Source organism: Micromonospora sp. WMMA1923, assembly GCF_049179195.1.
Taxonomy (GTDB): Bacteria; Actinomycetota; Actinomycetes; order Mycobacteriales; family Micromonosporaceae; genus Micromonospora; species Micromonospora yangpuensis.
Genome location: NZ_JBMHLZ010000001.1, coordinates 1,850,073 through 1,868,644 on the forward strand (window position 1 = coordinate 1,850,073; position 18,572 = coordinate 1,868,644).

General features: G+C 69.7%; 16 protein-coding genes, 1 tRNA gene and 1 pseudogene. 15 read left to right on the plus strand and 3 right to left on the minus strand.

The genetic code is table 11. The features are described 5' to 3' along the window. The first annotated feature begins 46 nt into the window (after positions 1 to 46). From hydA to ACN28G_RS08465, 11 genes are all read left to right on the plus strand, one after another. On the plus strand, positions 47 to 1,462 hold the full coding sequence (gene hydA, locus ACN28G_RS08415; RefSeq protein ID WP_091436934.1) for a dihydropyrimidinase: 1,416 nt from the start codon (positions 47 to 49) through the stop codon (positions 1,460 to 1,462). Between the two features lie 42 nt (positions 1,463 to 1,504). Continuing rightward, entirely contained in the window at positions 1,505 to 2,512 is a 1,008-nt protein-coding gene (locus ACN28G_RS08420; protein ID WP_091436936.1) for an LLM class flavin-dependent oxidoreductase, read from the plus strand. Positions 2,513 to 2,516: 4 nt separating this feature from the next. Continuing rightward, entirely contained in the window at positions 2,517 to 3,212 is a 696-nt protein-coding gene (gene npdG, locus ACN28G_RS08425) for an NADPH-dependent F420 reductase (protein WP_091436938.1), read from the plus strand. Then, entirely contained in the window at positions 3,209 to 4,039 is an 831-nt protein-coding gene (locus tag ACN28G_RS08430) for a nitrilase-related carbon-nitrogen hydrolase (RefSeq protein ID WP_421478831.1), read from the plus strand. The genes npdG and ACN28G_RS08430 overlap by 4 nt, the downstream gene beginning before the upstream one ends. Beyond that, positions 4,036 to 4,734, plus strand: a complete 699-nt coding sequence (gene cofC, locus ACN28G_RS08435; RefSeq protein ID WP_421478832.1) for a 2-phospho-L-lactate guanylyltransferase — start codon at positions 4,036 to 4,038, stop codon at positions 4,732 to 4,734. The genes ACN28G_RS08430 and cofC overlap by 4 nt, the downstream gene beginning before the upstream one ends. A gap of 69 nt (positions 4,735 to 4,803) precedes the next feature. Beyond that, positions 4,804 to 5,796, plus strand: a complete 993-nt coding sequence (locus ACN28G_RS08440) for a DMT family transporter (protein WP_091436946.1) — start codon at positions 4,804 to 4,806, stop codon at positions 5,794 to 5,796. A gap of 157 nt (positions 5,797 to 5,953) precedes the next feature. Beyond that, the gene (locus tag ACN28G_RS08445; RefSeq protein ID WP_421478833.1) at positions 5,954 to 6,238 is read left to right on the plus strand and encodes a hypothetical protein; all 285 of its coding nucleotides are present in this window, start codon (positions 5,954 to 5,956) and stop codon (positions 6,236 to 6,238) included. Positions 6,239 to 6,386: 148 nt separating this feature from the next. After that, positions 6,387 to 7,562, plus strand: coding sequence for a metallophosphoesterase (locus tag ACN28G_RS08450; RefSeq protein WP_421478834.1), 1,176 nt, complete (start codon positions 6,387 to 6,389; stop codon positions 7,560 to 7,562). A 1,005-nt stretch (positions 7,563 to 8,567) separates the two neighbouring features. After that, positions 8,568 to 9,478 (plus strand): IS5 family transposase gene (locus tag ACN28G_RS08455; RefSeq protein ID WP_421480882.1). Its coding sequence is split into 2 segments (ribosomal slippage): positions 8,568 to 8,997 and positions 8,997 to 9,478, totalling 912 coding nucleotides; the frame shifts between segments, so codons are not numbered across the junction. 100 nt (positions 9,479 to 9,578) lie between these two features. Next, positions 9,579 to 10,253, plus strand: a complete 675-nt coding sequence (locus ACN28G_RS08460) for a metallophosphoesterase family protein (RefSeq protein WP_421478835.1) — start codon at positions 9,579 to 9,581, stop codon at positions 10,251 to 10,253. Next, a complete protein-coding gene (locus ACN28G_RS08465; protein ID WP_421478836.1) occupies positions 10,138 to 12,348 on the plus strand; it encodes an RHS repeat-associated core domain-containing protein in 2,211 nt (736 codons plus the stop codon). The genes ACN28G_RS08460 and ACN28G_RS08465 overlap by 116 nt, the downstream gene beginning before the upstream one ends. Before the next feature lie 493 nt (positions 12,349 to 12,841). On the opposite strand, the gene ACN28G_RS08470 is transcribed toward ACN28G_RS08465, so the two are convergent. The 3 genes and pseudogenes from ACN28G_RS08470 to ACN28G_RS08480 all read right to left on the minus strand — a co-directional run. After that, positions 12,842 to 13,801, minus strand: coding sequence for a tyrosine-type recombinase/integrase (locus ACN28G_RS08470; protein WP_091436954.1), 960 nt, complete (start codon positions 13,799 to 13,801; stop codon positions 12,842 to 12,844). A gap of 114 nt (positions 13,802 to 13,915) precedes the next feature. After that, a tRNA-Pro gene (locus tag ACN28G_RS08475) sits at positions 13,916 to 13,989 on the minus strand. Positions 13,990 to 14,250: 261 nt separating this feature from the next. Continuing rightward, positions 14,251 to 14,796 (minus strand): annotated as a pseudogene (locus ACN28G_RS08480) (ATP-binding protein); the annotation flags it as partial. Here ACN28G_RS08480 and ACN28G_RS08485 point away from each other — a divergent pair. The 4 genes from ACN28G_RS08485 to ACN28G_RS08500 all read left to right on the plus strand — a co-directional run bounded on the left by ACN28G_RS08485 (position 14,687) and on the right by ACN28G_RS08500 (position 18,394). Beyond that, on the plus strand, positions 14,687 to 15,109 hold the full coding sequence (locus ACN28G_RS08485) for a hypothetical protein (RefSeq protein WP_139135644.1): 423 nt from the start codon (positions 14,687 to 14,689) through the stop codon (positions 15,107 to 15,109). The pseudogene ACN28G_RS08480 and the gene ACN28G_RS08485 sit on opposite strands and share 110 nt — an antisense overlap. A 414-nt stretch (positions 15,110 to 15,523) precedes the next feature. Further along, positions 15,524 to 16,711 (plus strand): SfnB family sulfur acquisition oxidoreductase, encoded by a 1,188-nt coding sequence (locus ACN28G_RS08490; protein ID WP_421478837.1) that lies wholly within the window; start codon positions 15,524 to 15,526, stop codon positions 16,709 to 16,711. 4 nt (positions 16,712 to 16,715) lie between these two features. Next, the gene (locus ACN28G_RS08495; RefSeq protein ID WP_421478838.1) at positions 16,716 to 17,885 is read left to right on the plus strand and encodes an LLM class flavin-dependent oxidoreductase; all 1,170 of its coding nucleotides are present in this window, start codon (positions 16,716 to 16,718) and stop codon (positions 17,883 to 17,885) included. Next, the gene (locus tag ACN28G_RS08500) at positions 17,882 to 18,394 is read left to right on the plus strand and encodes an NADPH-dependent FMN reductase (protein WP_421478839.1); all 513 of its coding nucleotides are present in this window, start codon (positions 17,882 to 17,884) and stop codon (positions 18,392 to 18,394) included. The genes ACN28G_RS08495 and ACN28G_RS08500 overlap by 4 nt, the downstream gene beginning before the upstream one ends. Positions 18,395 to 18,572 lie beyond the last annotated feature (178 nt).

Below are 18,572 nucleotides of genomic sequence, written 5' to 3' on the forward strand. Positions count from 1 at the left end.
GACGGCGCGGCGGGTGACGGACCCGCCGGGGGAGAGGAGAGGCACGATGCCGACGACGCTGATCACCAACGGCACGGTCGTCAACGCCGACGCCGCGGTCCGCGCCGACGTGCTGGTACGCGACGGCCGGATCGTCGCCCTCGGCACCGGGACGGACTGGACCGCCGACGACGTGGTGGACGCGACGGGCAAGCTGGTCCTGCCCGGTGGCATCGACGCGCACACCCACCTGGAGTACCCGGTCGACGGCTTCAGCACCCACACCGCCGACGACTTCCACAGCGGGACGGTCGCGGCGGCGTGCGGCGGCACCACCACGGTCATCGACTTCGTCAAGAAGGAACCCGACCGGACGCTGTACGACACGTACCTGCGGCGGCGGGACACGGCGGCGGCCAAGGCCGTGGTGGACGTCGGTCTGCACGCCATCGTCCCGCCCCGCGCCGCCCAGCCGGACGTCCTCGCCGACCTGCGCCGGCTGGTCGGCGAGGGCGCCACGAGCTGGAAGTTCTTCATGGCCTACCCGGGCCAGATGGTCGCCGACGACGAGCTGCTCGACGGCTTCGAGCTGGCCCGCGACCTCGACGTGCTGCCGATGGTGCACGCCGAGAACGGACACATGGTGGCCCGTGAGGTGCGGCGTCTGGTGGACAGCGGCCGGACCGCCGAGAGCTTCCACCTGCGGGCGCACGGGCACGACTCCGAGGCCGAGGCGGTGCACCGCGCGGTCGTGCTCGCCGACACCATCGGCACACCGCTGTACGTGGTGCACGTCTCCAGCGCGGAGGCGGCCGACGAGATCAGTCGGGCCCGCGCCGCCGGGTCCCGGGTCTACGGCGAGACCTGCCCGCAGTACCTGGTGGTGGCCTACGAGGACTACGCCGACCTGGGGGAGCGGGCCGCCGCGTACGTCTGCTCCCCGCCGATCCGGGAACGCAGCAACCAGGACGGTCTGTGGCGGATGCTCGCCACCGGCGCCCTGTCCACCGTCGCCACCGACCACGCCGGCTTCTGCCTGCACCAACCCGACGACCTGCCGCCGCAGAAGCTGCGCAGCCCCGGCTACTTCCCGAAGGTGCCCAACGGTGTCCCCGGCGTCGAGGACCGGCTGATGGTCCTCTGGCAGTCCGGCGTGGTGAGCGGGGTGATCGACCCGTGCCGCTTCGTGGACCTGGTCGCCGCCCGCCCGGCCAAGCTGTTCGGTCTCTTCCCCCGCAAGGGCGTCGTCGCGGTCGGGGCGGACGCCGACCTGGTGGTCTGGGACCCGGCCGCCGACCACGTGATCACGGCGGCGGGGTCGCACACGCGCACCGACTACAACATCTACGAGGGCATGCGCGTGACCGGTCGACCGGTGCACGTCTTCTCCCGGGGCGAACACCTGGTCGACGCCGACGGCCTGCGGACCGACACCCCCGGCCGGGGCGCCTTCCTGACCCGCGACGCGCCGCGTCTCCTCTGACCCACCGAATCCCCTGCACCACGTACGAGCGGAGCTGGACAGATGACACTTCCCCTGGGTATCCACGTCGGTGAGCGACTCAGCCTGGAACAGACCTACGGGCAGGCCGAGTTCGCCGACCAGAACGGGTTCGAGTCCGTGTGGGTCGCCGAGGGACGACTCGCCCGCGACGGCATCGTCCCGGCGGCGATCATCGCGAGCCGGACCCGGAACGTGAAGATCGGCACCGGTGTGGTCAACAACAAGAGCCGCAACGCGGCCCTGATGGCCGTCACCTTCAAGACGCTGGACGAGGTGGCACCGGGCCGGGCGATCCTGGGCATCGGCGCCTGGTGGGAGCCGCTGGCGACCAAGGTCGGCCAGCCGCTGTCCAAGCCGCTCAAGTCGATGCGCGAGTACATCACCGTCCTCCAGACGTTCTTCCGCAACGAGGTCGTCAACTTCGACGGCGAGTTCGTGCAGATGCAGGACGTGCGCTTCGACAGCATGTACCGGGAGAACAAGCCGGTCGACATCCCGATCTACATCGGCGCGGTCGGTCCCCGGATGCTCGAACTCGCCGGTGAGATCAGCGACGGCGTGCACATGGACTTCCTGCTGCCACCGTCGTACATGGTGGGTGCCCGGCAGGCGATCGACCGTGGCGTGGCCAAGCGGACCGACGGCCGCGACGGCATCGACCTGACCCAGATCGTCTCGTGCAGCGTCAACGACGCCGACCCGCAGGAGGCCATCGACGCCTGCAAGGCGTTCCTCACCCTCTACCTGTGCCAGCAGCCGCACATCGCCGAGCACTGCGGGGTGGAACGGGAACTCGTCGACCGGTTGCAGGAGATCGCCGGCTGGCCCGCCACCCCGGAGGACATCAAGCGGGCGATGCACCTGGTCCCCAACAGTCTGGTGCAGAACGTCACCGCCTGCGGCACCACCGATGACGCCTTCCAGAAGCTCCAGGCGTACCAGGAGGCCGGGGTGCGCTGCCCGATCATCTCCACGCTCGGGGACAAGGAGCAGACGCTCACCCGGCTGGCCCAGGCCGCGAAGGCGTGACCCGATGACCGCCCATCCCTCCTGTCGCATCGCCGTGGTCGGCGGCACCGGCCCGCAGGGCCGTGGCCTCGGCTACCGCCTGGCCCGCGCCGGACACCTGGTCGTTCTCGGCTCCCGCGACGCCGGACGCGCCGAGGCCGCCGCCGAGGAGCTGTCCCGCCAGGTCGGTGCCGCCCGCGTCACCGGCGCCACGAACCTGGCAGCGGCGACCGACGCCGACGTGGTCCTGCTCGCCGTGCCGTACGACGGGCACGCCGACCTGGTCACCGGTCTCGCCCCGGCCCTGGCCGACTCGCTCGTGGTGAGCTGCGTCAACCCGCTCGGCTTCGACCGCCACGGCCCGTACGGCGTCGCCGTGCCGGCCGGCAGCGCCGCCGAGGAGGCCGCCGAGCTGGTCCCCTCGGCCACCGTGGTGGGCGCGTTCCACCATCTGGCCGCTCCCCTCCTGCTCGACCCGGACGCGGACCTCAGCCACGAGGACGTCCTGGTCTGCGGTGACGACGTCGTCGCCAAGGAGCGGGTGATGGCCCTCGCGGTGGACGTGACCGGTGGCCGCGCCCTCGATGCCGGCCGGTTGCGACTGGCCCGCCAACTGGAACCCCTGACCGCAGTCCTGATCAGCGTCAACAAGCGGTACAAGACCCGCTCGGGGCTGGCTCTGACCGGCCTCGCCCCGGCGGTCGGAAAGGTCCCCGCGTGAAACTCGCCGCCCTGCAACTCCGCGCCACCGACGACCGGACCGAGACGATCGGCCGCGCCGCCGACCTGATCGACGCCGCCGCCGACCAGGGCACCCGGATCCTGCTGCTGCCGGAACTGTTCGCGGTGCCGTTCGTCCAACCCGAACCCGACCTGGACTACTTCCGGTACGCCGAGGGCCTCGACGGTCCGTCGAACCGGATGGCGGCCGAGCGGTCGAAGCGGCACCGGATGACGGTCGTCTCCTCGATCTTCGAGGCGGGCCAGGTCCCCGGCGTCTACCACAACACCGCCTGCACCTACGTCGACGGTGAACTGAAGTCGGTGTACCGCAAGTCGCATCTGCCGTTCTCCAACGGCTTCCCGGAGAAGTTCTACTTCCAGCCGGGCGGCACCGAGCCCGACGTGGTGCAGACCGGGGAGACCGGGGTCGGCACCATCATCTGCTACGAGCGGCACTTCCCCGAACTCAGCCGCGTGGTGGCCCTGCGCGGCGGCTCGGTGCTCTGCGTACCGGTCGCCTCGGCGAGCGCGCCGATGCGCGAGGTGTTCCAGTTGGAACTGCGGGCCCACGCGGTGTTCAACGGGCTCTTCGTCATCTGCGCGAACCGGGTAGGCACCGAGGGGACCAAGGAGTACTTCGGCCTCAGCGCGGTCTACGGCCCCGACGGTGACGTGCTCGCCCAGGCCGCCGACGACCGGGACGACATCGCGGTGGCCGAGGTGGACCTGGACCTGGTCGACCGGTCCCGCCGTCGCCGCCCGTTCCTGCGCGACCGCCGGCCCGAGTTGTACGGCCGGTTGACCCGGATGGAGCCGGAGACGTGACATCCGGCCCGTGGGTGGTGGTCGTCCCCGCCAAGTCCTTCGCGGCCGCCAAGACCAGGTGCGTGGGCCTGGCCGCCGCCGACCGTGCCGCGCTGGCCCGGGCGATGCTGACCGACGTGGTCGGTGGGCTGACCCGGGCCCGTCGGGTCCACGCCGTGGTCGTCGCCACCACCGACCCGCAGGTCACCGGTACGGCGTTGGCCTGCGGCGCCGTGGTCGCCGGCCGCGTCGGCCCGCCGGACCTGAACGAGGAGGTCCACGCGGCGCTCCGGCTCGCCGGCGAGGCGTACGGCGACGCGCGCCTGGCCGTGGTGATGGCCGATCTCGCCGCGGCCCGGCCGGCGGAGTTCGATGCGGCGCTGGCGGCGGCGGGACCGTACCCACGGGCGGTCGTGGCGGACGCCGACGGCACCGGCACCACTCTGCTGGCACTCACCGAGGCCGCCGACTTCCGTCCCTACCTCGGGCCCGGCTCGCGCCGTCGCTTCCTCGCCGACGGCTACCACGACCTGCCGGTGCTCGCGCCGGGACTGCGCCGGGACGTGGACACCGTGGCCCACCTGCTGGACCTGCGAGTCGGTGACCTCGGGGCCGGCACCCGCGCGTGGGCCGCGACACCGTCGCCCGCCGGCCCACCCGGCGTCACCCGGCCCGATCGTCGGGCCCACCCGCAGCGCACCCGGCATCCGGCCTGAGGCCGTCTCGGCCCGGACCGTCGAGAATGATCCACTGATCACGAGGTCGGCACCCACCGGAGGAACACGATGAGCCCGCCCACCAGCCGGGCCACCGGCGATCGCACCTGGCTGGTCGCCGTGGCCGCCAGCCTCTGGGGCTTCTCCAGCCTGCTGCGGGAACCGCTGGCCCGGGAACTCCCCGCGTTGAGCGTGGTGCTGGCCGAACACGTCGTGCTGGTGCTGTTGGTGTCACCCTGGGTGGTCCCGGCCCTCCGCGCGCTGGCCCGGTGCTCGGTGCGGACGAAGTTGGCCGTGCTGGTGATCGGCGCCGGTTCCTCGGCGCTGGCCACCACGCTCTTCACCGCCGCGTTCCGGCTGGGCGACCCGATCACCCCGCAGGTGTTGCAGAAACTCCAACCGGTGCTCGCCCTGGTCCTGGCCGCGCTGCTGCTGGGGGAGCGGGTCGGTCCCCGGTTCCCGCTGTTCGCGGTGCCCGCGCTCGTCGGCGCCTGGCTGCTGGCCTTCCCCGACCCGCTGTCGGCGCAGCCGCGCGGCCTGGCCGCAGCCGCACTCGCCCTCGGCGCGGCGGCGCTCTGGGCGGCCGGGACCGTCCTCGGCCGGATGGTCAGCGCCGAACTCTCCTTCCTGCACGTCACCACGCTGCGGTTCAGCGTCGGCCTGGTCACGCTGGCCACCTTCGTGGCGGCCACCGGCACCCCGGTCGGCGTGCCGATCGAGCTGGTGCCCCGGCTGGTGCTGCTCGCCGCGGTTCCCGGCCTGCTCGCCCTGACGCTGTACTACCACGCCCTGCGTCGTACGCCCGCGTCCAACGCGACCCTCGCCGAACTGGCCTTCCCGCTGACCGCCGCCCTGGTCGGGCTCACCCTGCTCGACGGGCGGCTCGGTGCCAGCCAGTGGGTCGGCCTGGCGCTGGTGCTGGCCTCGGTGGTCCTGCTCGCGCTGCACGAGAACCGCAGCTCCCGGCCGGCGGTGCGGCACCCGGAGCAGCGGGTGCCGCAGGCCGTCGGCACCTTCGGCAGCACCGCCGGGAGGTCCCGTCCGGGCGCAGCCGGCCGGTGAGGTCGACCGCCTCGCGGCTGTTCCCGCACTCGCCCACCACCGGTAGTCGGATTGTGGACCGACGAACAGTGCTCCTCCCCGGCTTAGCATGTACCGCAACGTTTCATCGACGGACGCCCACGGTCGAACGTTGGGCCTGGGGCGTGGGAGGAGCCTGATGCGCAAAAAATCCCTGCGGCAGCGACTGGCCCAGACCATGGTGGTGGTCACCTTGGTGGCCAGTGGCCTGGGCATGACGGTCGGGGCTGCCCAAGCCGCCCCGGTGCCCGCCGTCAACGCGGCTTCGAGTGTGGTTCCCGTCACGATGGCGGCGGGTGGGTGGGGGCTTCAGGGTGTCTTTCCCGACCCGATCACCTGCCACATCGCCGGAATCGCTTCCGGGCGGGAGTACGTCTGCGTCTGGTACGTCCTGGCCTGGGCACTGAACGTCTGGCAGGACTAGGTCAAACGGCTCTTCACGGTCGTACCCGGGTCGTGGTGCTCCCGGGTCGCGGATCGATCTCCTACGGGCCCAGTCCGTTCCGGTTCTCGGGCGTGGTCGATGCGGTCCGGTTCGTGTCATGCTGCACGGACCCGACGGGAGGACGGCGATGGCTGCTGGCGATGCCGTACAGGTGCGACCGACGCGGGGGTTGCTGCGGCCGTTGGTGTTCGGGGTGACGCTGGTCGGGGTCCTGGCGTTGCTGTTCGGGTTGCCATGGTGGACGTTGACGGTGGCGGCGCGGTGGCCGGCGCCGGTGGTGGCTGCCGGTACGGGCGTGTTCGTCGTCGCGTTGGTCGCGTTTCCCGTTCTGATGTTTCTCGGGCATGGCCGGCGGCGGTTGGACGCGGCGGCCCGTGCGGGGGACACGCTGCTTGGGCTGGTGTGGATCCTGTTCGTCTGGGCGTTGATCGGTAATGTGGCTCGGCTTCCGCTGGCCGCGGTGGGGGTCGCCGAGCCGGTGCGGTCGCGGTACGTGGCTGCCGGCGCGGTGGTCGTCTCGGTCGTCCTGGCTGTCTGGGGTTACGCCGAGGCGATGCGGGTGCCCCGGGTTCGGCGGGTAGACGTCACCATCGGCCGGTTGGGAGCCGGTCTCGACGGGGTTCGGGTGGTGTTGCTGACCGATACCCACTACGGCCCGATCGACCGGGCCCGCTGGTCCGCCCGCACGATCGAGGTGGTCAACGGCTTGGCTGCCGACATCGTCTGCCACACCGGCGACATCGCTGACGGTACGGTCGACCAGCGGCGGGCGCAGGCAGCGCCGCTGGGTGTCGTCCGGGCCGGGCTGGCCCGGGTGTACGTGACGGGCAACCACGAGTACTACGGCCAGGCGCAGGGCTGGGTGGACCACATGCGGACCCTCGGCTGGGAGCCCCTGCACAACCGGCACCTGGTGGTGGAGCGGGACGGTGCCCGGCTCGTGGTCGCCGGGGTGGACGACGTGACCGCCGCCTCGTCCGGTGTCGCCGGTCACCGCGCCGACCACGCCGCGGCGCTTGCCGGCGCCGATCCGCGGCTGCCGGTGCTGCTGCTGGCGCACCAGCCGAAGCAGATCGACGACGCGGTCGCGGCCGGTGTGGATCTGCAGCTGTCCGGGCACACCCACGGCGGCCAGATGTGGCCATTCCACTACCTGGTCCGGCTCGACCAGCCGGTCGTGCAGGGCCTCAGCCGGCACGGCAGGACCCAGCTCTACACGAGCCGCGGCACCGGCTTCTGGGGTCCACCATTCCGGATCTTCGCGCCGAGCGAGATCACCCTGCTCACCCTCCGGGCAGGGTAGCCCGGACGATGAGCGACGAGCCACCGCCGGGAACCGCTCGCCGAGATGACCGTTGCGATCCCTCCAGGGACGATGAGCGACCTGCCGCACCCCCTGGGGATGGGACCCGGAGCACACGTTGCGATCCCTCCAGGGACGATGAGCGACGTACGCAGCAGCCGATCGGGGCCACGAAGCTCTACGTGTTGCGATCCCTCCAGGGACGATGAGCGACCCTCGACCTGGACGGGGCCGACCCCTCCTACGATTTGTTGCGATCCCTCCAGGGACGATGAGCGACTCGACGCGGTGCCCGCCCACGGCCAGCTCTGGGCCACGTTGCGATCCCTCCAGGGACGATGAGCGACTCGACGCGGTGCCCGCCCACGGCCAGCTCTGGGCCACGTTGCGATCCCTCCAGGGACGATGAGCGACGTCGAGAATCTGGCGAGCGCCCTGGTCTCCGACATGTTGCGATCCCTCCAGGGACGATGAGCGACCCGAACCTTAAGTTGCAGGTCAGGGTAGGTGTCGATGCGCCTGCTGGTGCCATTTTTGCAGCGGACCGGCGGTTGTGCATCTGTGCTGGTGAGAGCGCTGACCAAGGTGAGTCCGGTCAGGTGGAACCCCAAGCCGTCCGGGGCGCCGCCGGCCAACCTCCGCCCAATTGGACCTTCACTGCCGACGCCGAGGGTGGCAGAACAGCGATGGACTGATGACGATGCGGCATTGGTGATCACCGGGAAGTGGCCGTACCCGATCTTCTCTGCTCGGTGAGCGTCGAAACGTGGGCGCTCGGGTTGGCTCTCGTCGTGCGCTCGTGAACTGCCGGCCGGTAGGTGGCGACCTGCATCGCCCCCTCACGAAGCTGGATCATGCCGGCTGGATCAACACCGCAGCAGCCTCTGTCGACTAGGGCCTGTGTCGAAGTCGGTGCCAGGGCTTGAGCTGGTTTGAGGATCTTCGCGTGTCGGAGATCGAAAAAGAGTGAGGCCTCCGGTAGATGGTTCAGCGACCAAGCAGAACCTGAAAACCGGAGACCTCGTGGACACCCTAGCGGTGACGAGGCGGTTCGACCTGACCGACGTGCAGTGGGCGGTGCTGGAGCCGTTGCTGCCTGCGGGTAAGCGGCCAGGTCGACCGTCGTCATGGAGTAGGCGGCAGTTGATCGATGGGATCCGGTGGCGGATCCGGGTGGGTGCCCCGTGGCGGGACGTGCCGCCGCAGTACGGGTCCTGGTCGGCGGTGTATGCCCTGTTCCGCCGCTGGCAGCGCGATGGCACCTGGCAGCAGGTCCTGACGGCGTTGCAGGCCCTCGCCGACGCGGCCGGCAGGATCACCTGGGACGTGTCCGTGGACTCGACCAGCGCCCGCGCTCACCAGCACGCGGCCGGGGCGAGGAAAAGGGGGATCTGCAGGCCGAACCACCCGGCGGCGTCACCGTCGAACCGGCCGACCACGCGCTCGGCCGCTCCCGCGGTGGGCTGACCACGAAGCTGCACCTGGGCTGCGAGCAAGGGCAGAAGCCCCTCGCCATGGTGCTGACTGCCGGGCAGCGCGGCGACAGCCCGCAGTTCATCCCCGTCCTGGCCGCCATCCGCGTTCCCCGCCTGGTGACCGGCCGACCCAGGACCCGCCCGGACCGGGTCCTGGCCGACAGGGCCTACACCTCGAAAGCGAACCGGGCCTACCTGCGCCGACGCGGGATCGCCGCGACCATCCCGAGCAAGGCCGACCAGGACGCCAACCGACGTAAGAAGGGGTCGAAGGGCGGCCGGCCACCGGCCTTCGACCCGCAGCGGTACAAGCAGCGCCACGCAGTCGAGTGCGGCATCAACAGACTCAAGCGCAACCGCGCTGTGGCGACCCGCTTCGACAAGCTCGCCGTGCGCTACGAGGCCACCGTGCACATCGCCGCGATCAACGAGTGGCTGTGACCAACTTCGACACAGGGCCTAACCGACAACCCGTCGCGCTGCTGGCGAGGTGAACCGGTGGGCTTGCTACGTTTTCCTGGCGCGGGATACCAGAACCGTCGTGTTCGGACTGCCCGGACACGCTCGATTTTCGGACGGGACTGTGGTCGGCTGGGTTGATGTGCGGCGGTCGATGGGTGTCCTAGCGTCACCGCTCGTGCGTTTCCTTCACACCTCGGACTGGCATCTGGGTCGTCAGCTGCACGGCCTCAGCCTGCACGATGCCCATCAGGCGTTCGTCGATCACCTGGTGGACGTCGCCCGCAGTGAACGGGTCGATGCGGTGCTTATCGCCGGTGACCTCTACGACCGGGCGGTGCCACCGCCTGACGCTGTCGGTCTGTGGGACCAGGCGCAGACCCGGCTGGTGGTGGAAGCGGGGACCTCGGTGGTGGTCATCGCGGGGAACCATGATTCGCCGGCCCGGCTGGGGGTTGGCTCCCGGTTGTTGGAACGCGCCGGGGTCCACGTGCGGGTGGGCACGGCGGCGGTGGGTACGCCGGTGCTGTTGGAGGACGACGAGACCAGGGTCGCGTGTTACCCGATGCCGTTCCTTGAGCCCGCGTCGGCGGTGACCGAATGGGCGGTGGAGGAGCGCAGCCACCCGGGAAACGAAGGGCATGCAGATCGACGGCTACCCCGACGCCGACGTACGGGTCACCAAGACCAGTTACCAGGCCGCTCATGGAGGGGTGTCCGGTTGGACGTTGAAGAAGGCCACCAGTCGGACGGTTGACGCCGTCACCGGCGGCGAGAACCTCACCTCCCACACCGTCCACGATGCTGCGGGGCGGGTAATCAAGCTGCTGGAGGTCGGCTCAACGGGAAGCGATGCGAAGACACGGGAGACCATCTACTACACGGCAGGGGCGAACGGGTCGGACAGCGCCTGCGGCAACCGGCCGGAGTGGGCTGGGCAGCCATGCCTTACGCGTGCAGCAGGGGCGGTCACCGGACATGATCCGGCAAGGATGGCCACCCATTTGCCGGTCCGGCGGGTTACCGCCTACAACCGTTACGCCAACGAAGCCGTCGTGACCGAAACTGCGGCCGGCAAAACCCGAACCACCACCACGGCCTACGACACGGCGGGACGGACGACCAGCAACGCGATCGTCTCCGACGAAGGGGCGGCAGTCGGCACGATCACGACCACCTACCACCCGGAGAACGGACAAGTCGCCACCACGATGGGAACCGGCACCATCAGTCAGCAGTACGACAACCTCGGCCGGCTGGTGTCGTACACCGATGCCGACGGGGCGACGACCGTGACGGAGTTCGACCGTTTCGGCAACCAGGTGAAGGTGTCGGACCCTGCCGGGCACAAGACATACGCCTACGACAGGACGGCCGAGCCGCGCGGCCTGCTGACCAACGTGACCGATAGTGTTGCCGGAGCCTTCGCCGCCAAGTACTCACCCGACGGACATCTGACTGAGATGACCTACCCCGGCGGACTGACCCGCACGGACCGCTTGGACGCGAACCTGCAGCCGGTGGAGCGGACCTACACCCGCGACTCCGACGGCGAAGTCATCTACTCTGAATCGGTGGTGGAGAACACTACGAGCCAGTGGGTGAACCATACGTACACCGGTGGTAGCAAGCAGCATCGGTACGACCGGCTGGGTCGCCTGACGCGCACGCAACACGACACCGCCCTGACCGAGGGTTGCGTCACCCGAACTTACCGCTACGACGACCGCTACAACCGGCGCGACGTATGGGCCTACTCCCCAGGCGAGGGCGGCGAGTGCCAACAGGACACCGGCGCCGAGTACGAGCAGGCTGGCTACGATACTGCCGACCGCCTGACCAACGCTGGATACGTCTACGATGCATTTGGCCGTACAAGCGAAATTCCAGGCGGGTTGAGTAACTCCTACTTTGCCAACGACTTGGTGCAGCGGCAGCAACTCGGTGACTCGCGCCAGACCTGGTTTCTGGACCCTGCGCTTCGTTTCCGGTCGTCAACCACGGAAACGCTGGTGGATGAGGAGTGGGGTGACGCAATAGCCAAGGTGAACCACTACGGTGACGACTCCGACGAGGTGGCGTGGGTTGGCGATGGCTCGACCGGCAGCGTCGCTCGTAACGTGTGCGGCCCGGACGGTGACCTCGCAGCAACGACATTTGCGGCCGGTGATGTGGTCCTCCAGTTGACAAACCTGCACGGCGATGTCGCGGTAGCCATCGATGTCACCATGACTGAACCGGAGTTGTTCGATTACGACGAGTTCGGCATGCCGATGGCGGCACAATCCAATCAGCGTTACGGATGGCTGGGTGGTAAGCAGCGTTCCAGCGAGGCGCTGGGCGACAGCATTCTCATGGGTGTGCGTCTATACAGCCCGGCGCTGGGGCGATTCCTTCAGATCGACCCGATCTATGGTGGAAGCTGCAACGCATACGAGTACACCTGCGCCGATCCCGTCAACGCGACCGACCTGGACGGCAAGCGGAGATGCTCGAGATGGGCCAGGTGGGCTTGCCGGACCTACAATAAGGCGCAACGCGCGGGACGTGCCACTCGAAATGCCGCACGCTTCTCGAGTCGCAATTACCGAGCGAATCGGTCCTGCTGGTCTGGAACGTCGGGCAGCAACTGCGGACGCAACAGTTACCATGCCAGGGTCGGTCGCTCCATGAACCGTAGCGTCAAACGTGCCTGCCGGGTCTACACCAGTGGCCCGTCTCTGGGTTGGGCAGGTGGCGCCATGGGTTATGGAGCGGCTGCGGCAAAGTGGGGGTGGCGAGGGGCGCGTCTAGCCGGAAGGGCGGGTTGGGCCGGTTGGGCGATCGAGGGCGTATGTTTCCTGCACAGGTAACGAGGGCGTGAAAGTGACGAGAATCGGCTGGATCTTATTGGGTGTAGGATTTTCGCTCTGGGCGCTTTCGCCTTTACTTTGGGTCGGAGGGATATTTGATCGGGATGTCAGTTTCTTCCTCGGTTCTACCGCGTTGCTGCCCTGGGCGACGTATCTAATAATAAAGCGCCCCGGTGAGCGTAAAGGTCAATAACTCGACGGTCTTGACTGGCCGTTTTCAGGGTCGTAGCTTCATCTGACGTGGCAGCCACCCCGCAGTCCCTTCTAGGGCTGCGGGGTGGCTGATCGCGGTCACCCCTTCGCTTGTCGGGTCATCCTGTTCCCGGCCAGGGATTCCCTCTTCCTCACGGTTGGCCTACCAGATGCTGAGGCTGGACCCGGACGGGGTTTTCACGTTTTGCATGAATGAGAGGTCGAACTCGTCTCGAATCCTTGATCCGCGGCCCGTCAGTCGACCACGCAATCGCCCTGGGTGCCGCGCCAGTCGCCGGGCTTACACCCGCTCGCCGATGCCCAGCCGTGCCTGCGTCTCCTGGGCCCGTTCGGCCGCCGCGCTGGCACCGTAGTGGCGGGGCATGTCCTCGGAGGTCCAGCCCAGCAGGAGCATCAGGTCCCCGGTGTCGCCCCCGGCGCGCTTCCACTCGTGGGCGAAGTTGTGCCGCCACCGGTGGGCGTGTACGTCCGGCACCCCGGCGGCCTTGCCCAACCGCTTGAGCAAGATCTTGATGCCGTTTGGCGTCAACGGTGCCTGTCCCCGTGCGGCGAGCCACAGGTTTGGCAGGTCAGCGCCCTTGTGTTTGTCCCGGGCCCGTAGATACCGCGACAGCGCCCGGGCGGTCTTGGGCCCGAACCTCACCCGCCGGTCCTTGGCGCCCTTGCCGTGGAAGCGTACCGACTCGGTGTTCAGGTCCAGGTCGGCGACCAGGAGGTTGCCAACCTCTGACAGGCGGGCGCCGGTGTTGCAGTACAACCGGATCAGCGCTTCGTCGCGCAGGTTGGTGAAGCCCTTGCCCTTGCAGGCGTTCAGGAGCTTGCTGGTGTCTTCGTCGCCCATGACCGGGATCAGCTTGCGCGGGGTCTTGGGCTGCCGGACCCGGTCCATCGGCGTCCGGTCGATGGCCTGTTCGTCGATGAGCAGCCATTTGAAGAACTGCTGCAGGCCCTTGTGCTTGTTCAACGCGGTCGATGCCGACCGGGTCTGGATCATCCAGGCCTGGAAGGCCTCCACGTGTCCCCGAGTCACCGCGCACGGGTCTTCGGCGGCCTCCTCGGCGTCCGGGTCCGGCGAGTGTTCCGCGAGGTACCGGCCGAGCTGCGCGGCGGCCAGGAGGTAGTTGTAGCGGGTGGTCTGGGGGTAGTTCCCGGCCCGTAGCGACCGGTCCCAGTCCCGCAGGTACCCGGACCAGGTCCGGGACAGCCCGACGGAGAGCTTGGAAAGATCGAGAAGCGGCATTCGGCACCTGCCCGAGTCAAGGGGTCCAACAGCGGCGTGCTAGACCAGGCATCCATGCCGAGCAATGAAAAGAGGGTCTCCGCAAGTCTGTGACCTGCGGAAACCCTCTCGCCGTCGGGACGGCCGGATTCGAACCGACGACCCCTTGACCCCCAGTCAAGTGCGCTACCAAGCTGCGCCACGTCCCGATGCGCCGCGTGGGCTTCCCCCTGCGACAGCCGGTACAGCTTAGCGCAGGATCCTCTCGGGGGTGCCGCAGCCCCCCGGCAGCCGCTGGGGTTAGAGCTGAGTAGCCCGGTCGCACTCCGGGAACCTACGTGCCGGCTTTGACTTGCCGTGTCCAGAGGTCCCTGATCCGCGAAGAGCCACCCGTGGTGATCGGCGAGCCGCGTCGCAGGTAGGCGCACCGTGAAGCGGGGGCCCTGGGCTGGATGGCCCTCGGCCGCGATCGTGCTGTGGTGGCTCGTGACGACCTCCTGGAGCAGGGCCGGTCCCAGGCCGAACCGGCGGTCTCCGGAGGCTGCGCCGCGGTGGAACCGGTCGAAGATCCGTCGGGCATCCGTCTGGTCGAAACCCTCGCCGGTGTCGGTGATCACGAGTTCGGCGCAGGTGTCGACGGCCCGGGGCGTCACGGTGATGCGGCCTCCTGCGGGGGTGTGGGCCAGTGCAACGCCGGACGGCTGCGTGTGCTGGTGGCGCAGGCGCTGGGGGAGTCGTCGGCCCCGCAGGCGATCCAGTCGATCGACCGGGTTCTGGTGGGGCCGAGCGGAAAGCCGGACAAACGCGCCCTGCCTGCAGTGGATCGAAGTTAATAGATTGGCAACAGTGGCCGATTGCCGTCTGGGCAGGGTGTGACGGCCGATCACGGTGTGGTGTGGAGGATGCGTGAAGACTCTGGTGTCCCGCTCGGCGTGGGATGTGCGCAAGGAGCAGTACCGCCGGTATGCCGGTCTCCTCGCCAGTCTCGTGCTTGCGATCTCCGCGTTGGTGATCATCCCCGCATCTCCGGCAATGGCAGGCTGCGCCCGCACGTTCCTGTTCGGCGGTGCGCAGGTGCAGATCGACAACTGCCCCGGTAACGGCGCGGCGAGTTGGGGCTGGGTGTACGGCAGTCCGGACTACAGCTGGACCGATGTCTACGTCAGGTTTCCGAGTGGCACCGAGCTGACGCTGACTGCCGGCTCCGGCACCGCCAACACTGCCAACTGGTACGAGGACGTCAGTACGGTGGCGATCTGCAACACCAAGTTCTTCTCCTGGCTCCCGCCCGCCCCGATCATCCACTGCTCGGAGCGCGTGCCGGTCTGACCTCCTCGGCCGCGCTGACTGGTCCTCGCGAGATCGGCGCTGGGGTCGCCGGCGGCACGACCAGCGCCGACGCCACCTTGCTTCACCCTCCGGCCACTGCTGGTGCACCGTCGATCCGCCGCCTGCGTACGGGGCGCAGAACAGCTGCACGGCGGCCATCGGGTGGACGCTTCCTCGGAGCTCACCGTCGCGCTGGTCGACCGGTCGGCGCTGAGCTGCCCAGACGCCATCCCGCACCTCCCATTTCTCCTATAGGTTCAGTAGACTTCGCCTCATGTGTGGGTCTGGATGGCGCAGCAACTGCTCAAGGAACCGTTCGGCGCGCTGGACGCGCTCAAGGAACGACCGGATCGTCGTCCGGGAGGACAGCCGGTGCCCCCGGCGGGTTCGCACCGTCGTCCGGTGGGGGCGGGTATGACGAACGTTGCCGTCCTTTCCTCGGCCGAGGCGGTCGCCCTCGCCGCCGAGTTCGCCGCCGGGTTCGCCCGGGACGCGGCCGACCGCGACGCGCGGCGCGTCCTGCCGCTGACCGAGGTCGACCAGATCAGCGCGGCCGGGCTGCTGGCGATCACCGTCCCGGCCCGGCACGGCGGGGCCGACCTGCCGACGGAGACGGTCGCGGAGGTGTTCCGGCTGCTGTCCGCCGGTGACCCCAACATCGGCCAGATTCCGCACAGCCACTTCGTCTATGTCAACCAGCTGCGTCTGCGGGGCACCGACGGCCAACAGAAGCTTCTCTTCGGTGAGGTGCTGGCCGGCCGCCGCTTCGGCAACGCGCAGTCCGAGGCCGGCACCCTACACGTACGCGAGATCAAGACCACGCTGACCGCCGACGGCCCGGGGTGGTGGCGACTCAACGGCCGCAAGTTCTACGCCACCGGCGCCCTGCTGGCACACCGGATCCCCGTGCTCGCCCACCTCGGGCCGGACGGGCCGCTGCACGTCGCCTGGGTCGACCGGCACGCCGGGGGCGTCGACGTCGTCGACGACTGGAACGGGCTGGGCCAGCGCACCACCGCCAGCGGGTCGGTCGTCCTGCAGGACGTGCCGGTGCCCGACGAGCTCATCACCCCGTACGCGGTGACCTTCGATCAGCCGCAGACCTACGGCGCGTTCGCGCAGGTGCTGCATGCCGCGATCGACGCCGGCATCGCACGGGCGGCCCTGACCGACGCGGCGTGGTTCGTCCGCCACCGGAGCCGACCCTACCCGGACGCGAACGTCGATCGGGCGGCCGACGATCCCCTCGTGGTGCACGCCTTCGGGGAGATGGAACTGGCCGTACGCGCAAGCGAGGCCCTGCTGGCCGAGGCTGCCCGGGCCATCGACCGGGCCAGCGCCGACCTGACCGCCCGGTCCGCGACGGACGCGTCGCTGGCTGTCGCCGCGGCGCGGGCCGCCACCACCCACGCGGCCCTGCAGGCGAGCAGCCGGCTCTTCGAGGTGGCCGGCACCCGGTCCGCCAGCGCCACGCACCACCTCGACCGGCACTGGCGTAACGCGCGCACCCACACGTTGCACGATCCGGCGGCGTGGAAGCTCCAGCACCTCGGCCGCTGGGTCGTCGACGGCACCCCGCCCCCCAGCCACGGACAGGTGTGAGCCGATGACCGCTCTGCAGTTCCACTGGTTCCTGCCTACCAACGGCGGCGACGGCCGGCAGATCGTCGGCGGCGGCCACGGCACCCCGGCCGACGTGGGCGCCCGGGCTGCCTCCGTGGCCTACCTCGGGCAGATCGCCCGCTCGGCCGAGCAACTGGGCTTCGAGGCCGCCCTGACCCCCACCGGTGCGTGGTGCGAGGACGCCTGGATCACCACCGCGATGCTGAGCAGCCTGTCGGCACGGCTGAAGTTCCTCGTCGCGTTCCGCCCCGGTCTCACCTCGCCGTTCCTCGCCGCCCAGATGGCCGCCACCTTCCAGAACCTCTCCGGCGGCCGGTTGCTGCTCAACGTGGTCACCGGCGGCGAGAGCCACGAACAACGGATGTACGGCGACTTCCTCGACAAGGACGCCCGTTACCAGCGGACCGGGGAGTTCCTGGAGATCGTCCGCGCGCTCTGGACGGGGCAACCCGTCGACGTGCGCGGACGGCACTTCCAGCTCGCCGAGGCGGTCCTGACCCAGCTTCCCGACCCCGTGCCGCGGATCTACTTCGGTGGATCGTCGCCGGCGGCCCTGGAGGTGGCCGCCCGACACGTCGACGTCTACCTGACCTGGGGTGAACCGCCGGCCGCGGTCGCCGAGAAGGTACGCCGGGTTCGTGAACTCGCCGATCGGCAGGGCCGGGCCCTCTCCTTCGGCCTGCGGGTGCACACCATCGCCCGGGACACCGCGCAGGAGGCCTGGGCGGAGGCTGACCGTCTGCTGGCCGGCATCTCCGCGGAGCAGATCCGCCAGGTCCAGGCGGGCCTGCGGCGTAGTGAGTCCGAGGGGCAGCGCCGGATGCTCGCCCTCAACGGCGGCACCAAGGACGGGCTGGAGATCCATCCCCACCTGTGGGCCGGTGTGGGGCTGGTGCGTGGCGGCGCCGGCACCGCGCTCGTCGGCGACCACCGGCAGGTCGCCGACCTCATCGAACAGTACGTCGAGGTGGGTGTCACCGAGTTCGTGCTCTCCGGTTACCCGCACCTGGAGGAGGCGTACCGCTTCGGTGAGGGTGTGCTGCCCGAGCTGTCCCGTCGCGGTCTCTGGCAGCACCCGGCGCCCGTGCGACACGCGGCGCCGGTCGTACCCTTCGCTGCGGCACCGGTGGCCGAGAGGTCGGTGGCGGGGTGAGCGCCCGGGTCGCCGTCGTGGTCGGCAACCCCCGGCCGGCCAGCCGCACCCTCGCCGCGGCGCACTACGTCGCCCGGCAGCTCACCGGCCGCGAGCCGGAGCTGACCGTCGATCTCGCGACCCTGGGCCCGGCGCTGCTGGACTGGGACGACCCCGGCGTGGCCGCCCTGGTGGCCGAGATCGGTGCGGCTGACCTCGTGGTGGTGGCGAGCCCCACCTACAAGGGCACCTACACGGGGCTGCTCAAGCTCTTCCTCGATCGGTTCGCCACCGGGACGGGGCTGCGCGGGATCGCTGTTCCGCTGCTGGTCGGGGCCGCGCCGCAGCATCACCTGGCCGCGGAACTCACCCTGCGCCCGGTGCTCACCGAGATCGGTGCGACCGTGGCCGGACGCGGCCTGTTCGTGATCGACCGTCGGTACGACGATCCTGCGGCCTACGCGGAGTGGCTCGCCGCGACGACCCCGGTCGTGGCGGCTCTTCTGCGGAGCCGGCCGGCGTCCCATTGACTGAAATCCCTATTTAGTCTGTAGGTTTTGCCGGTTAGGCTACCGATATGGCCAGCCAGGCAACCCCGCTCGACGCCACCGCGGTCGCGGTGTCGCGGGGTTGCTGTCGTGGCTGGACCAGTGCGCGCGGCTGCTGCCGCTGAGCGCCCACCTCTGATCCGTTCCCGCCCCGCGCCGC

Coding starts and splice junctions, on each gene's coding strand:
- ACN28G_RS08490 (WP_421478837.1), top strand. CDS start 15,524: ATGACGAACGTTGCCGTCCTTTCCTCGGCCGAGGCGGTCGCCCTCGCC.
- ACN28G_RS08445 (WP_421478833.1), top strand. CDS start 5,954: ATGCGCAAAAAATCCCTGCGGCAGCGACTGGCCCAGACCATGGTGGTG.
- ACN28G_RS08450 (WP_421478834.1), top strand. CDS start 6,387: ATGGCTGCTGGCGATGCCGTACAGGTGCGACCGACGCGGGGGTTGCTG.
- ACN28G_RS08440 (WP_091436946.1), top strand. CDS start 4,804: ATGAGCCCGCCCACCAGCCGGGCCACCGGCGATCGCACCTGGCTGGTC.
- hydA (WP_091436934.1), top strand. CDS start 47: ATGCCGACGACGCTGATCACCAACGGCACGGTCGTCAACGCCGACGCC.
- ACN28G_RS08465 (WP_421478836.1), top strand. CDS start 10,138: ATGCAGATCGACGGCTACCCCGACGCCGACGTACGGGTCACCAAGACC.
- ACN28G_RS08420 (WP_091436936.1), top strand. CDS start 1,505: ATGACACTTCCCCTGGGTATCCACGTCGGTGAGCGACTCAGCCTGGAA.
- ACN28G_RS08470 (WP_091436954.1), bottom strand. CDS start 13,801: ATGCCGCTTCTCGATCTTTCCAAGCTCTCCGTCGGGCTGTCCCGGACC.
- ACN28G_RS08495 (WP_421478838.1), top strand. CDS start 16,716: ATGACCGCTCTGCAGTTCCACTGGTTCCTGCCTACCAACGGCGGCGAC.
- npdG (WP_091436938.1), top strand. CDS start 2,517: ATGACCGCCCATCCCTCCTGTCGCATCGCCGTGGTCGGCGGCACCGGC.